The organism is Pseudomonas morbosilactucae (assembly GCF_023241665.1).
Taxonomy (GTDB): Bacteria; Pseudomonadota; Gammaproteobacteria; order Pseudomonadales; family Pseudomonadaceae; genus Aquipseudomonas; species Aquipseudomonas morbosilactucae.
Window position 1 is genome coordinate 157,796 of record NZ_JALQCX010000028.1, and the last position, 14,952, is coordinate 172,747.

Below are 14,952 nucleotides of genomic sequence, written 5' to 3' on the forward strand. Positions count from 1 at the left end.
GTTTTTCTCAGGATTTTCGATGTTTAGATCATTTCACTTGCGTGTGACGGCGGTGGCTTTGCTGTTGGCGTCCGCCGGCTGTTCGTCACAGAAACCCGCTGTTTACGAGCATGAGAACTTCGACGACTCTGGCACCTTCTCGCGCAACTACCCGGTGAGTGACACCGCGTCCTGCGAGGCAGCGCGACGTGCGTTGCTCAGCCAGGGCTACATCATCACCAGCAGCGATCCGAAGTTGATCAGCGGCAACAAGAGCTTCCAGCAGACCGGCGAAACCCATCTGCAAATCAGCTTCAACGTGGTGTGTGCCCAGGACGGCACCGGCGATCAGCGTTCCACGGTGTTTGCCAACGCCCTGCAGGACCGCTACGCGCTGAAGAAGGTCAACAATTCCGCAAGCCTCGGCGTCGGCGTGCTGGGCTCGGTGTCGATGCCCATTGGCTCGACCGACGATTCCATGGTCAAGGTGGCCAGCGAAACTGTGTCGTCGGCCAAGTTCTATGAGCGCTACTTCGCCCTGGTGGAGATGTTCCTGCCTCAGGAAGTCAAGAAGGCCGCGCACATCGTCGAGCAGCCCAAGACCGACCTGGGTGTGCCGGAGCCCAAGGCGGCCGAAGCGCTTCCCGTTCCTGTCGCAGCGCCAGTCACGGCGCCGGCTCCGGCGGATGCTGCCGTGCACCCAGCCGAGGCCCCAGCCACCGAACCGGCAGCCCCTCAGCCGGTGTCGCAACCACTGACGCCACCGGTTGAGGCTGCGCCCATCGTGCCGGAATCCACCAGCGTTTCAGAGCCTGCCAGCGAGCCGGAGCCGGCCACGGAAAGCATCACGCCGCCGCCTCCCAGCTCCTTGCCGCCGCCCACCGAGCCGATCAAGGCCCTGCCTTAGTCCGCGTCGGCTCAGACCGTGACGGGATCGACTTTGTTGATGTCGATCCCATAGCGACTGATGGCTTCCGCGACTCGGCTGTAAGGCAGTTCACCGTCATCGGCCAGGGCCTTCAAGGCCGCCAGGACGATAAAGTGCCGATCCACCTCGAAGAAACGACGCAGGGTTTCCCGGGTATCGGACTGACCGAAACCGTCGGTGCCCAACGCCACGAAGCGCCGTCCCTCGACGAAGGGGCGGATCTGGTCGGCATAGATCTTCATGTAATCCGTGGCCACCACCACCGGGCCCACTTGGCCCTTGAGGCAGTCCTGCACATGGCTTGAGCGCGGTGGCTGTTCCGGGTGCAGCAGGTTCCAGCGTTCTGCGGCTTGCCCGGCACGGCGCAGCTCGGTCAGGCTGGTTGCACTCCAGACGTCGCTCGACACGCCAAAATCGGCCAGCAGCAATGCCCCGGCCGCCATCACTTCCCGCAGGATCGAACCGCTGCCCAGCAACTGCACCCGCGGCTGTTTCGGGTCGGGAGCGTCGTGGCCGTGGAGGCGGTACAGCCCCTTGAGAATCCCGTCCTCGGCACCTTCCGGCATCCCCGGGTGCGGGTAGTTCTCGTTGAGCAGGGTGATGTAGTAGTAGATGTCTTCCTGCTCGACATACATGCGCCGCATGCCTTCCTGGATGATCACCGCCAATTCGTAGGCGAAGGTCGGATCGTAGGCCACGCAGCACGGCACCAAGGACGCCATTACATGGCTGTGGCCGTCGTCGTGTTGCAAACCTTCACCCATCAGGGTGGTGCGGCCTGCCGTGGCGCCCAGCAGGAAACCCCGGGCCCGGGCATCGCCGGCAGCCCAGGCGAGGTCGCCGACGCGCTGGAAACCGAACATCGAATAGAAGATGTAGAAGGGCAGGGTCATCACCCCGTGGTTGCTGTACGCGGTGCTGGCGGCAATCCACGAGGAAATCGCCCCGGACTCGTTGAGCCCTTCCTGCATGATCTGGCCGTCCTTGCTCTCCTTGTAATAGCTCAGTTGCCCGGCGTCCTGCGGGGTGTAGAGCTGGCCGACGGCGGAGTGGATGCCGATCTGGCGGAACAGGCTTTCCATACCGAAGGTCCGCGATTCGTCCGGCACGATGGGCACCACCAGCTTGCCGATCTGCGGGTCCTTGAGCAGGGTGCCGAGGATGCGCACAAAGGCCATGGTGGTGGAAATCGCGCGCTCGCCGGTGTCCTTGAGCTGGTTGGCAAAAGCCTCCAGCGGCGGAATCGCCAGGGCCTGGCAATCATTGCTGCGGGCCGGAACATGGCCGCCCAGGCGACCCCGGCAACTGGCGAAATAACGCCCTTCGGCGCTGTCCGGGTCAGGTTTCAGGTAGGGCAGTTCGGCCAGTTGCTCGTCGCTGACCGGCAGGTCGAAGCGATCGCGGAAGGCCCGCACTGCGTCGGCGCCCATTTTCTTCAACTGGTGATTGATGTTCTGGCCTTCGCCGGCCTCGCCCATGCCGAAGCCCTTGACGGTTTTCGCCAGGATCACCGTCGGCTGGCCGGAATGGGCCACGGCGGCGGCATAGGCGTTGTAGACCTTGAGTGGGTCATGGCCGCCTCGGGAGAGTTTCCAGATATCGTCGTCGGAGAGGTCAGCCACCAGTTCCAGCAACGCCGGGTATTTACCGAAGAAGTGTTCGCGCACATAGGCGCCGTTCTGGGACTTGTAGTTCTGATAGTCGCCGTCTACGCACTCCATCATGCGCTGGCGCAGCAGGCCGCTGCGGTCCTTTTCCAGCAGGGCGTCCCAGCCGCTGCCCCAGACCACCTTGATCACCTTCCAGCCGGCCGCGCGGTACAGGCTTTCAAACTCCTGGATCACCTTGGCGTTACCGCGCACCGGGCCGTCCAGGCGTTGCAGGTTGCAGTTGACCACGAAAATCAGGTTGTCGAGCTTTTCGCGCCCGGCCAGGGAAATCGCGGCCAGGGATTCCGGCTGGTCCATCTCGCCGTCGCCGAGGAAGGCCCAGACCTTGCGTCCCTGGTGCTGTTTCAGGCCGCGCAGCTCCAGGTAGCGCATAAAGCGCGCCTGATACGCCGCAGTGATCGGGCCCAAGCCCATGGACACCGTGGGGAACTGCCAGAAGTCTGGCATCAGTCGAGGGTGCGGGTAGGAGGAGATGCCCTGGCCGTCGGCTTCGCGGCGGAAGTTGTCCAGTTGCGCGGCGCTGATCCGGCCTTCCATGTAGGCCCGCCCGTAGATGCCCGGCGACGAGTGGCCCTGGATGTACACCATGTCGCCGTCGAAGTGCTCGGTACGGCCGCGGAAAAAGTGATCGAAGCCGACGTCATAGAGCACCGCCGCCGAGGCGTAGGTCGCGATATGCCCGCCCACCCCGGAATGCTTGCCGGCGCGCAGCACCATGGCCATGGCGTTCCAGCGGATAAAGGCGTTGAGCTTGCGCTCCAGTTCCAGGTCGCCGGGGTAGGGCAGTTGGCGCTCTGGGGCAATGCTGTTGATGTAGGGCGTGGTCACGCGGCCATGGAAGTCACCATGGCGGGCCACGTCGAAGTCCAGCAACTGGTCGATCAGGTAATGGGCCCGCGGGCGCCCTTCGGCGCTCAGCACCGACTCGATGGAGTCAAGCCATTCGCGGGTTTCCTGTGGGTCGTGATCGAGGGTTGCACTGTTGTTCTGGGTCATGCCGGGCTCCAGGTTGAGCAGGTTGCCAATGCGCAGATCCTTGTGGGATCGAGGGGCGTGGCGCACGGATAAAAGTAATTGCAATTGCAACTACATGGCCGAATCTATCCCGCCATGCGCTACTATTGCAACCTTTCTTCAATCCCTCGGATGGTGTGGCATGTCTTCAAAAGAGCCTGATGTGTGGTTCCGTTTTGTCCGGGCTCACAGGACGGTCATCCGTGAAATCGAGCGCCGACTGGCCGCTGCCGAGTTGCCGGCCTACGCCTGGTACGACGCCTTGTGGGGCTTGGAAAGCGGCCCCGAAGGCACCCGGCGCATGCATGAACTGGCCGATGTGTTGGCGATCGAACGCTACAACCTGACGCGGCTGGTGGACCGCCTGGAAAAGGACGGCCTAGTCGCTCGTTCGCGGTGCGACGGCGATGGTCGTGCGGCCTTTGTCAGCATCACTGACGCGGGGCGCAACCTGCGCAAGAAGATGTGGAAAATCTACGAAAGCACCGTCGACGAGCTGTTTCTTTCCCAGTTGGAGCCCGAGCAGAAACAGGGGTTTGCCGACGCCCTGGAGCGCACTGCAAACCTGGCCCGGGCCTCGGGCCAGGAAGCCGCAAAACGCTGAGGCGCAAGCCGTCATCCGAGGCGGTAACGCTGCAGCGCTTGCTCCACTGTCACCTGGGGTAGGCGTTGTTCATCGGCCAGGGCCTTGAGGGCCAGCACGCTGATCCAGTGGCGTTGGGGCGCAGCGCCTCGACGCGGGTCGGTGCTCCCACCCAGGGAGTCGGCACCGATGGCGCTAAAGGATGACTGCACAAAGGCCCTGAGCTGATCCGCCACACTTTGCCCGTAGCCGGTCACCGCCAGCACCGGGGCTTGGCTGTCCCCCAGGCAGCGCAACAGGTGGCTGTCGCGCTTGTCGAGGCACGGGTGCAAGCGGTTCCAGCGTTCTGCACTGGCCGCTTCCCTGGCCAGTCGCGTGTAGCTCGGGCAACTCCACAGCTGCACCGCCACGCCCCATTCTTCAGCCAGCAAGATGGCTGCTTTACGCACTTCGGCAAAGGCTTGCCCGGCACCCAGCAAGCGTACCTGGCAGGTGCTGTCTGCAGGGCCGTATTGGGCCACCTGGTACATGCCCTTCAAGGCCGCGCGACGTTGTTGTTCGTCCAGGGCCGGGCCGTTGTGGCGATCATGCAGGGCCAGGTAATAGAACCCCGGGCGGCCCTCCACATACAGCGCCTGCAACGCCTCCAGCACAATCGCCCGAGCCTCGTCGCCGGACGCCGGGTCGAAGGGCAGGCACTCGGGGTTACTGGCCAGCCACAACGGCAGCGAAGGCTCGGCCCCTTTGGGCCAGGGCGAGGCCAGGGTTTCGCTGGCGTTGCATAAAATGCCCCGGCGCGTGGCTTCCGACGCCAGGGCGCAGAGCTGAGCCGAAGAACTGGCACTGTGCAGATACAGCAACGGCTTCTCGCTGCGATCCCGGGAAAACCACAGCGGCCAGGCGCTGATGCGGGTGGTTGGGCCTGCCTCGCCGTGGTTGCGGATGACCCAAGCCTGGTTGGCCACGCGTCGGTCCAGCTCCAGGGTGTTGGCAATCTCCATGACCGTGAACAACGGCGAGCCGGGGTCGCGTCTTGCGGCCAGCAGGGTCTCGATGCAGGCCAAGGCCGCCTGACCGGTACGAGTGGTGGTGTTGAGTCGGGAGGGGATGGAGGCAGTCATGTGTGCGCCGTCTAAGAATCCGAGGCGCCCACCCTAGCGGAAGAGTGAATATAATTGCAATTGCAATGATTGCAGTTGCATCAATTGCAACTTTGTTAAATTTTCTGTCTGGAACGACGTTTTCAGTTGTAAGGCCAGCGGTTTTTGGCGCATATTTTTTCTGTCACCTTGGCACTTTATGCTGAAGGTGCAGGTCAACAAGAACAGGATTATTCATTCGATTTAAAAGGACGATGCAATGGACGACTATCAAGAAGAGTTACTGGAGTACCAGGCGTTCGAATTGGACCCGCTGGAACCCGCAGACGACGCCACCGAGCTTTAACGCCGGTGGCGTTTTTTTTTAGGCCGATTGCCGGTGGCTGCGTCGAAACTCACCGGGGGTCTGGCCGGTCCAGCGCTTGAAAGCGCGTTGAAAGGCCTCGGCTGAGGCAAACCCCAGCAAGTAGGCAATCTCTCCGAACGCCAGTTCGGTGTCTCGAATGTAGGTCATTGCCAGGTCGCGCCGCGTGTCGTTGAGCACCGCCCGAAATTGTGTGCCTTCCTCGGCCAGCTTGCGACGCAAAGTCCAGGTCGGCAGTTTCAGGCGTGCCGCCACTTCTTCCAGGTCCGGTTCCCGGCCACCATTGAGCAAAGGCCCCAGCAACTGAATGATGCGTTCGCGCAGGCTGCGGGTGCGCGTCAGTTGCTCCAGTTCTCGCTCACAGAGTTGCAGCAGGTGGCGCCAGGTGCTCGGGCAGTGTTCGGGGTTGCGCTGGGCCAGGCTCGCCAGGCTCAGGCGCACCTGGTTCTGCTCGGCGCCAAACTGGATCGGGCACTGGCCCAGCACGCTGTAGGCCTCGTGATAATCCGGCGCCTGGAATTCGATGTCGATGCGTTCGGCGGCGATGGGCTGCGTGCTCAGGCTGGACAGTTGTTGCAGCCAGCCAGCGAGGATGGAATCCACCACAAAGCGGTTGTAGGCGTTGTACGGGCTGATGGAATAAAAGCGCAGCCAGGCGCCTTCGGCGTCTTCGTGAAAACTCGACTGGCCCCGGTAATTGGAGCCGTACAAGGCTTCGAAACGGGTCAGGCAACGGGCCGCTTCGCGCACCGTGGGCGCCTGGGCGGCGGTGACCCCGGCGAGCCCGGCCTGACTAAGGCGGCTGAGGCGGCCCATGCGCAGGCCCAGGGCCGGGTCGCCGGTGAGTTGAATCGCGCCGTGGCCCAGGCGCATGTAACGGGGGATCGACAAGCGCGCCCCGGCTTCCCCTAGGCGCGCCCCATCCAGCCCGTATTGATCCAGCAAGGGCAGGGGGTCGATACCATGGCTACGCACAGCGTCGGCCAGGCTGTGGACGAAGCCCACCGATAAATCGCCCAGGCGCATCGGCTGTGGCTTCATGGCCTACAACCAGATATTCAGCAAGCGCGCGCCACGGGCGTTGCCGTCGGCGTAGGTCTGCCCGTTGCTGTTGATAAAGCCCTGGCCGGCACTGCCCTGGTCCCAGAACTGGCCGCGCAGGAACACGCTGACCCCGGCCGTGGCCAGGCTGCTGGGTACGCGGCTGGTGAGGGTCAGGCGATGCCAGGCTTCGCCCTCGCTGACTTCCCCTGGCTTGAGGCTGACTTCATCGGGGCTGGAGGCGCTCTTGTAGCCGCGCCAAGGCTGGTCCCACACCTCGCGCCCGAGGACGAAGGCCGGTACGGCCACCAGTTGTGCCCCTTGGTCATTGAGCTTGCGGTAGTTGTCCGGGTACCAGCTGTCGCTGCCGATCAGTACGCCCAGGCGCCCGGCCGGGGTGTCGACGACTTGCAGGGATTGCTCGGTGTCGGGGCGGATAAACCCGCGCTCGTCGAAGGTCGGGTAAAGCTGGCGCTGGGGCTGGCCGATGGGCAGCCCGTCACGGTCGAACACCAGGGTGCTGTTGTACAGCGCACCACTGCCGATCTGCAGTTGGCCCTGGTTGACCACCGGCTCTGGCAGGACGATGGAGCCGGCCACCAGGGTCACGCGAAATTCCTTGGCCAGCCCGCCGAACAGCTGCTGATAGTCCTTGGCCATTTTCTTGGCTTTCATCCGTAGGTGCGCGTCGTCCACCCGGCTGTCGCCCTTGGCGGTGATCAGCGCCCGCAGGAAGCGCAGGGGATTGCTCACCGCCAGCCAGTTCATCGCCTCTTTGAGGTTGGCCGCCTGGTACAGCTCGTTTTTCTCGCCGCTGACCATCAACCAGGTGCCGACGTGTTCCGGCAGGACGACGATGGTTTTTTCATTCAGCAGGCCCTGTTCGCGGGCTTGCTGCAGGTAGGCCGCCAGCTTGCGCCGCAGGCGCTCGGGGCTTTGGTAATCAGTGGGGAACAGCTCGGGCTGGATGCCCAGCAGGTTGCCGTGGTCGGCGGGTATGCCTTGGTCCAGCGCCAGGTTGATGCGCAGGTCCGACAGGTAATGGGCCTCGGGGCGGTCCCGGGTCCACAGCCCGTAGCTGGTCAGGGCGGCGAGCAGGGCCAGGGTCAAGGTGCAGTACAGAAGTTTGCGCATGGGGAGACAGTCAGCGGCCAGGTGCAGGATTCGTCGACTAGGGTAGGGCGCGCGTTGGCGCTTGCCAAGGGTTGCTGCGCATTTGGATCAATAAGTTGTCAGTTACGGTCATTGAGCGCCGGGTGCCCGGCTCTTAGGCTGTCGAGCATGACTGATGGAGGCCGCAGAGCTTCCGCACTTTCCGTGATTGCTTGATGTGGAGTAACACCATGGCTGCCGCACCTTACCCGCACTTGTTGGCCCCGCTGGACCTGGGTTTCACCACCCTGCGCAACCGCACCCTGATGGGCTCCATGCACACCGGGCTGGAAGAGAAACCCGGTGGTTTCGAGCGCATGGCTGCCTACTTCGCCGAGCGTGCCCGCGGCGGCGTGGGCCTGATGGTCACCGGCGGTATCGGTCCCAACGAAGAGGGCGGTGTGTACTCCGGCGCCGCCAAGCTGACCACCGAGGACGAGGCGCTGCAACACCGCATCGTCACCCGTGCGGTGCACGAGGCCGGCGGCAAGATCTGCATGCAGATCCTCCACGCCGGGCGTTATGCCTACAGCCCCAAGCAGGTAGCGCCGAGCGCGATCCAGGCGCCGATCAACCCGTTCAAGCCCAAGGAGCTGGACGAAGAGGGTATCGAAAAGCAGATCCGCGACTTTGTCAGCTGTTCCAGCCTGGCGCAGAAGGCCGAATACGACGGCGTGGAAATCATGGGCTCCGAGGGTTATTTCATTAACCAGTTCCTTGCCGCCCACACCAACCACCGCACTGACCGCTGGGGCGGCAGCTACGAGAACCGCATGCGCCTGCCGGTGGAAATCGTCCGCCGGGTGCGCGAGGCGGTGGGCCCGAATTTCATCATCATCTTCCGCCTGTCGATGCTCGACCTGGTGGAAGGCGGCAGCACCTGGGACGAGATCGTACTCCTGGCCAAGGCCATCGAGCAGGCCGGCGCCACCCTTATCAATACCGGCATCGGCTGGCATGAAGCACGTATCCCGACCATCGCCACCAAGGTGCCCAGGGCCGCGTTCAGCAAGGTCACGGCCAAGCTGCGGGGCGAAGTCGGGATTCCCCTGATCACCACCAACCGCATCAACACCCCGGAAGTGGCCGAGCAGATCCTCGCCGAGGGCGACGCCGACATGGTGTCCATGGCGCGACCGTTCCTCGCCGACCCGGAGTTCGTCAACAAGGCCGCTGAAGGCCGTGGCGATGAGATCAACACATGCATCGGCTGCAACCAGGCCTGCCTGGACCACACCTTCGGCGGCAAGCTCACCAGTTGCCTGGTCAACCCACGGGCTTGCCACGAAACCGAACTCAACTACCTGCCGGTGCAGCAGATCAAGAAGATTGCCGTGGTCGGTGCCGGTCCGGCGGGCCTGTCCGCCGCGACGGTGGCGGCCGAGCGCGGGCACCAAGTGACCCTGTTCGACTCGGCCAGCGAGATCGGTGGCCAGTTCAACGTTGCCAAGCGTGTGCCGGGCAAGGAAGAGTTCTTTGAAACCCTGCGCTACTTCAAACGCAAGCTGCAAACCAGCCATGTCGAGCTGTGCCTGAATACCCGGGTCGATGTGGCGCAGTTGGTGGCGGGCGGTTACGACGAAATCATCCTGGCCACGGGCATTGCCCCGCGCACCCCGGCGATCCCGGGGGTGGAGCATGCCAAGGTCCTGAGCTACCTGGACGTGCTGCTGCAACGCAAGCTGGTGGGGGCCAGCGTGGCGGTGATTGGTGCGGGCGGCATCGGCTTCGACGTCTCCGAGTTCCTGGTGCACCAGGGCGTGGCCACCAGTCAGGACCGCGAGGCGTTCTGGAAAGAGTGGGGCATCGATTGCCAGCTGGAAGCCCGTGGTGGTGTGGCCGGGATCAAGGCTGAACCCCATGCGCCGGCGCGTCAGGTTTTCCTGTTGCAGCGCAAGACCTCCAAGGTCGGCGACGGCCTGGGCAAGACCACTGGCTGGATTCACCGTACCGGGTTGAAGAACAAACAGGTGCAGATGCTCAACAGCGTCGAGTACCTGAAGATCGACGACGCTGGCCTGCATATCCGTATCGGCGAGAACGGTGAGCCCCAGGTGCTGGCGGTGGACAACATCGTGATCTGCGCCGGCCAGGACCCGCTGCGGGAGCTGCAGGAAGGCCTGTTGGCCGCCGGGCAGAATGTGCACCTGATCGGTGGCGCCGATGTGGCGGCGGAACTCGACGCCAAGCGTGCCATCAACCAGGGTTCGCGCCTGGCCGCCGCGTTGTAAAAGCCGTTTGCGGCAGAGGCCAGGCCCCATGCAGCCTGGCCTTTTTTTGCGCTGACGCTGAGCCACAGCCCGGCTGCAGCGGGTGTTTGGCCGTTTCGGCCGCGCTGTTAGACTGCCCGGCCCTGTGCTTGCGGACCTCTGAACGATGCCCATTCCCGACGCCTTTGATTGGTTGCCCAGCGCTCCATTGCAACGCCTGCAACTGGATTGGCTGAGCCAGGCCGATGTCGAGGTGGCGGTGCTGCGCCTGGACCTGATCGACCCGCTGATCTCCGGTAACAAGTGGTTCAAGCTGACCGAGCATTTGGCCGCCGCTCGGCGTGCCGGGGCCCAGGGCGTCATCAGCCTGGGCGGTGCCCATTCCAACCATTTGCATGCCCTGGCGGCTGCCGGCCAACGGTTTGGCTTTGCCACCGCCGGCCTGCTGCGCGGTCATGAGCAGGACACGCCCACCGTGCAGGACCTGCAGCGCTTTGGCATGCGCCTGCATTGGCTGGGCTATGGCGGTTATCGCGCCCGGCACGCGCCGGATTTCTGGACGCCGTGGCAGGCGCAGTACCCGCAGTGGCAAGCGGTGCCCGAAGGCGGCGGGGGCTTGCTCGGGGCCCAAGGTTGCCGACCACTGCTGGATCAGGTGCTCGAGCAATTGGTGGCGCTGGGCTGGGACGATTATCACGGCTGGTGGCTGGCCGCCGGCACTGGCACCACCCTGGCGGGGCTGGTCCTGGCCGAAGCCGGGGCCCATCCGGTGTATGGCGCCCTGGCGGTGCCGGATAACCACGGGGTGGCGCAGCAGGTGGCGGCCATTGTGCAGCAGGGCAATGGCCTGATGCCGCGCTATGAAATGTTCGACAGCAGCCGTGGCGGCTTTGCCAAGGTCGACCCGGAGCTGCTCGAACTCATCGCCCAGAGCGAGGTGCAGAGAGGCATGCCCCTGGAGCCCCTCTACACCGGCAAGGCCTTGCTGGCGCTGCAGCAGCAGGTTCAGCTGGGCCGCTTTGTGGCCGGAACACGCCTGGTCTTCGTCCATACCGGCGGCCTTCAAGGCCGCCGGGGTCTGGGTTTGCCGGCCCGGGACTAGCTGCGCTTGGGGAGCATGCGTTGCAGGGTGTTGTCGCGCATAAAGTAGTGGTGATAAAGCCCGGCCAGGGCATGCAGGCCAATCAGCCAGTAGCCGATGGTGCCGCCCAGTACGTGCCAGCCTTCAATCTGCTTGGCCAGTGATTTGTCCTCGCCGATCAACAGCGGCAGGTCGATGCCGTAGAACATCACCTGATGGCCTTCGGCACTGGTGATCAGCCAGCCGAGTATCGGCATGCCGATCATGAACAGGTACAGCGCCCAGTGCATCAGCTTGGCCAGCCACTGTTGCCAGTCAGGCGGCGTGGGCAGGATTTTCGGAGCCACCCCCAGGCTGCGGGCGAACAGGCGCAACCAGACCAGCAGGAACACCGTCAGGCCGAGCATGAAGTGGGCTTCCTTGATCAGGGTCCGGCCGCCGCTGCCCTTGGGGAAGATGCCGCGTAATTCGATGCAGGCGTATACCACCGCCAGTAGCACCACCATCAGCCAATGCAGGGCGATCGACACGCTGCTGTAGCGCGTGTCGGAGTTTTTCCAGGGCATACGGGACATCCTCAGTCATCAGGTCGGTGACCTCCGTTCTTGGACGACGGAGTGCTTTAACTGTAATCCTGTTTTGCCCGGTTTGCCTGAGGTGGGTCAGGCTTTTATCCGCGTGTTCGGTCCCCGTTTCAGGGGGCTTTCGATAAAAAAACGGCGGGCCCGAAAGGCACCGCCGTGGTGGCTGTTACGGCCTGGTGGATCAGTTGCCCTGGGGCATCTCGCCCTGGGCCAGGCGCCGGTTGATATCGCTGATCACCTCGGACAGGTCGCTGATGGTGTCGATCAGGTAATGCGGGCGCGAACCGGCGAACAACCCGTGGATGCGTCGACGCTCGCTGGCCAAGGCCTCGCTGTCCAGGGCGCGGAAGTCTTCGTAGTTCAGTCCCAGGGCGTTGCCCGAGCAGGTCAGGGCCACGGTCCACATCCCCGCGCGGCGCCCTTCGAGGATGCCCGGCACGGTGTCGTCGATTTTCACGCAGGCGGCGACATCGTCGATGCCCAGGGCGATGACGTTGGCCAGGGCCTGGGCCGGCCATGGGCGGCCGTTGGGCACTTCATCGGTGGCCACCACATGGTCGGCGGTGTAGCCGTTGCGGGCCGCCAATTCCACCACTTTGTCCATCACCTGTTTGGGGTAGCCGGAGCAGGAGCCGATCTTGATCCCTTGTTCACGCAGGTGGGCGATGGTCTCCAGGGCACCGGGGATCAGTGCCGAATGCTCGGCGATTTTTTCGATTTGCAGCGGCATGAAGCGCTCATAGATCGCGGTCACGTCGTCATCGGTGGGCGTGCGGCCGAACGCCTGGCGATAACGCTCGGCCACTGCCGGCAGGTTGCACAGGGTGCGGATGTGGTCCCATTTGCCCATGCCCATCGGCCCTCGGGCTTCCTCGATGGAAACCTGGACATCGAATTCGCCGAAGGCCTCGACAAAGATCTGGGTTGGGGCGAAGGAGCCGAAGTCGACCACGGTGCCGGCCCAGTCGAGGATGGCGGCTTGCAGTTGGCGGGGGGTGTTGTAGTTCATGGCGAAAATCCTGTTGGGGCCCGGGCAGGCCCGTGGCAATCAATGGGGAGTAGGCCCGGATCGCTGAGGCATCAGCGACGGCGGGGCTTGGGGTGGCTCAAATGTCGATGACTTGCAGTTCGCCCAGGGCGTCGGCGATGGCGTTGACGGCCGCGAGCATCTCGGCCTGGGTCACGTGGCCAATGCAGCCGACCCGGAAGGTGTCGACTTCGGTCAGCTTGCCCGGGTAGAGGATGAAACCCTTGGCCTTGACCCGTTCGTAGAAGGGTTTGAATTGGTAGTGCGGGTCGCGCGGGGCGTGGAAGGTGACGATGATCGGGGCCTGGATCGCGGCCGGCAGGAAACTGCGAAAACCCAGGCCGCTCATGGCGTCGAGCAGGGCCTGGCAGTTGTCGGCGTAGCGTTGGTGGCGTGCCGCCAAACCGCCTTCTTCGGCGTATTGCAAAAGAGCTTCGTGCAGTGCCGCCACCACATGGGTGGGCGGCGTGAAGCGCCATTGGCCGGTCCTGGCCATATAGTTGTGTTGGTCATGCAGGTCCATGGCCAAGGAGTGAGAGCGCCCAGCCGCCTGGGCCAGCGCGTCTTGGCGGGCCAATATGAAGCCCATGCCCGGCACCCCTTCCAGGCACTTGCCGGAGGCGGCGATCAAGGCGTCGAAAGGGACTTTTTGCGCGTCGATGGGCAAGGCGCCGAAGGAACTCATGGCGTCGATGATCAGGCGTTTGCCGTGGCGGGCGACAACTTCGGCGATCTCCGCCAGGGGGTTGAGGATGCCGGTGCTGGTTTCGCAATGGATCAGCGCCACGTGGCTGATCGTCCCATCGGCGCCCAGCAGGCGGTCGACATCGGCGGCGCTGGTGGGCTGGTCTTCGGCGGTTTCGAATGTGCAGCAGGCGCGGCCCAATACCTCGCAGATTTTCGCCAGGCGCTTGCCGTAGGCGCCGTTGATCAGTACCAGGACTTTGCCGTCCCGGGGCACCAGAGTGCCGATGGCGGCCTCCACAGCGAAGGTGCCGCTGCCTTGCAAGGGCACGCAGTGGTGGCTGTCGGCGGCGTTGGCGATGGCCAGCAATTGTTCGCAGAGGCTGGCGGTCAGTTGGTTGAAGCGCTCATCCCAAGAGCCCCAATCCACCATCATCGCCTGACGGGTGCGGGCAGAGGTGGTCAAGGGGCCGGGTGTAAGCAGGATGGGCGCGGTGTTACGCATGCTGTGTCCTCGCAAGGGATGGGCTGAAGCTACGAGGCATACGTTGCAGTTTGCGTTTCTATCAATCAAATTGTTTGTTGTTATGCCAATCATAAGTGAGGCCGATAGCTATGAACCTGTTCCAACTCCGGGCGTTCGATGCCGTGGCCCGTGAAGGCAGCTTCACCCGGGCCGCCGCACGGCTGTTTATCAGCCAGCCGGCGGTGACCGGGCACATCAAGGCGTTGGAAGAGCACTACCAGATCACCTTGTTGCGGCGCACTGCGCGGCGTGTGGAACTGACCGAGGAGGGCATCAAGCTGGCGGCCATTACCCGGGCCATGTTCGGCCTGGCGGAAGAGGCCCAGGCGTTGCTGGAAGCCAACCGGCAATTGCTCACCGGGCGCCTGGAAGTGGCAGCGGACGGCCCGCACCTGGTCATGCCGATGCTGGCCAGGCTGCGGGCGCTTTACCCTGGGGTAACCGTCAACCTGCGCTTGGGCAATGCCCAGGAAACCCTGGCGGCGCTGCTGTCCGAGCACGCCGATGTGGCGGTGTTGACTGAAGTGGAGCCACGCAAGGGCCTGCATCTGCAAAGCCTGGGAGCGTCGCGGATCTGCGCCCTGGTGCCTCTGGGGCATGAGTGGCTGGCCGAACCGGAGGGCATTGCCATCGAGCAACTGGACCAGGTGATCATGGTCCTGCGCGAGCCCAGTTCCATTACCCGGCGCACGTTCGATGGCGCCTGCGCGCTGGCCAAGGTCCAGCCCCGGGTCCTGCTGGAACTGGACAGCCGCGAGGCGGTGACCGAGGCGGTGGCGGCCGAGTTGGGGGTGGGCATCGTCTCGTCGGCGGAGGTCAGCCACGACCCGCGGGTCCGCGCCGTGCCGATTCGCGGGGAGGGTTTGCTCAACCAACACATGATGGGTTGCATCGAACGGCGCCGAGACCTGCGGCTGATCCAAGCCTTCCTGGCCCTGGCCCCTCCACCCACGTAGGCGTGGGCTTGCCAGCGATAGCGCCCGCAGGACCACCATCGCCGGCAAGCCGG

12 protein-coding genes are annotated in these 14,952 nt (G+C 64.1%); 5 read left to right on the plus strand and 7 right to left on the minus strand.

The genetic code is table 11. The annotated features are described in order from the left end of the window. Nucleotides 1-19: 19 nt before the first annotated feature. Nucleotides 20-886 (plus strand): DUF2242 domain-containing protein, encoded by an 867-nt coding sequence (locus M1B35_RS16005; RefSeq protein ID WP_268262479.1) that lies wholly within the window; start codon nucleotides 20-22, stop codon nucleotides 884-886. 11 nt (nucleotides 887-897) lie between these two features. Here the strand turns inward: M1B35_RS16005 and aceE are convergent, their stop codons facing one another. Continuing rightward, nucleotides 898-3,573 (minus strand): pyruvate dehydrogenase (acetyl-transferring), homodimeric type, encoded by a 2,676-nt coding sequence (gene aceE / locus M1B35_RS16010; RefSeq protein WP_268262480.1) that lies wholly within the window; start codon nucleotides 3,571-3,573, stop codon nucleotides 898-900. Nucleotides 3,574-3,733: 160 nt separating this feature from the next. On the opposite strand from aceE, the gene M1B35_RS16015 reads away from it, so the two are divergent. Continuing rightward, nucleotides 3,734-4,195 carry a MarR family winged helix-turn-helix transcriptional regulator gene (locus M1B35_RS16015; RefSeq protein WP_268262481.1) on the plus strand — a complete coding sequence of 154 codons (462 nt, stop codon included), beginning with the start codon at nucleotides 3,734-3,736 and terminating at the stop codon, nucleotides 4,193-4,195. A gap of 11 nt (nucleotides 4,196-4,206) precedes the next feature. On the opposite strand, the gene M1B35_RS16020 is transcribed toward M1B35_RS16015, so the two are convergent. The 3 genes from M1B35_RS16020 to M1B35_RS16030 all read right to left on the minus strand — a co-directional run bounded on the left by M1B35_RS16020 (nucleotide 4,207) and on the right by M1B35_RS16030 (nucleotide 7,813). Then, entirely contained in the window at nucleotides 4,207-5,295 is a 1,089-nt protein-coding gene (locus M1B35_RS16020) for a transketolase-like TK C-terminal-containing protein (protein ID WP_268262482.1), read from the minus strand. A 343-nt stretch (nucleotides 5,296-5,638) separates the two neighbouring features. Next, the gene (locus M1B35_RS16025) at nucleotides 5,639-6,679 is read right to left on the minus strand and encodes an AraC family transcriptional regulator (protein ID WP_268262483.1); all 1,041 of its coding nucleotides are present in this window, start codon (nucleotides 6,677-6,679) and stop codon (nucleotides 5,639-5,641) included. Nucleotides 6,680-6,682: 3 nt separating this feature from the next. Beyond that, on the minus strand, nucleotides 6,683-7,813 hold the full coding sequence (locus M1B35_RS16030; protein WP_268262484.1) for a carbon-nitrogen hydrolase family protein: 1,131 nt from the start codon (nucleotides 7,811-7,813) through the stop codon (nucleotides 6,683-6,685). Nucleotides 7,814-8,022: 209 nt separating this feature from the next. On the opposite strand from M1B35_RS16030, the gene M1B35_RS16035 reads away from it, so the two are divergent. Both M1B35_RS16035 and M1B35_RS16040 read left to right on the plus strand, forming a co-directional pair. Continuing rightward, nucleotides 8,023-10,062 carry an oxidoreductase gene (locus M1B35_RS16035; protein ID WP_268262485.1) on the plus strand — a complete coding sequence of 680 codons (2,040 nt, stop codon included), beginning with the start codon at nucleotides 8,023-8,025 and terminating at the stop codon, nucleotides 10,060-10,062. 145 nt (nucleotides 10,063-10,207) lie between these two features. Then, a complete protein-coding gene (locus M1B35_RS16040) occupies nucleotides 10,208-11,143 on the plus strand; it encodes a 1-aminocyclopropane-1-carboxylate deaminase/D-cysteine desulfhydrase (protein ID WP_268262486.1) in 936 nt (311 codons plus the stop codon). On the opposite strand, the gene M1B35_RS16045 is transcribed toward M1B35_RS16040, so the two are convergent. The 3 genes from M1B35_RS16045 to M1B35_RS16055 form a co-directional block, all read right to left on the minus strand. Further along, nucleotides 11,140-11,688: a cytochrome b gene (locus tag M1B35_RS16045; protein WP_123335405.1), complete on the minus strand. Its 549-nt coding sequence runs from the start codon at nucleotides 11,686-11,688 to the stop codon at nucleotides 11,140-11,142. The two genes, M1B35_RS16040 and M1B35_RS16045, sit on opposite strands and share 4 nt — an antisense overlap. A 199-nt stretch (nucleotides 11,689-11,887) precedes the next feature. Beyond that, complete coding sequence (gene phnX, locus M1B35_RS16050) at nucleotides 11,888-12,715, minus strand: phosphonoacetaldehyde hydrolase (RefSeq protein WP_268262487.1); 828 nt, start codon at nucleotides 12,713-12,715, stop codon at nucleotides 11,888-11,890. Between the two features lie 97 nt (nucleotides 12,716-12,812). Continuing rightward, nucleotides 12,813-13,922, minus strand: coding sequence for a 2-aminoethylphosphonate--pyruvate transaminase (locus M1B35_RS16055; RefSeq protein ID WP_268262488.1), 1,110 nt, complete (start codon nucleotides 13,920-13,922; stop codon nucleotides 12,813-12,815). Nucleotides 13,923-14,032: 110 nt separating this feature from the next. Here M1B35_RS16055 and M1B35_RS16060 point away from each other — a divergent pair, with 110 nt between their 5' ends. Then, nucleotides 14,033-14,899, plus strand: a complete 867-nt coding sequence (locus M1B35_RS16060; RefSeq protein ID WP_268262489.1) for a LysR substrate-binding domain-containing protein — start codon at nucleotides 14,033-14,035, stop codon at nucleotides 14,897-14,899. Nucleotides 14,900-14,952: the final 53 nt, after the last annotated feature.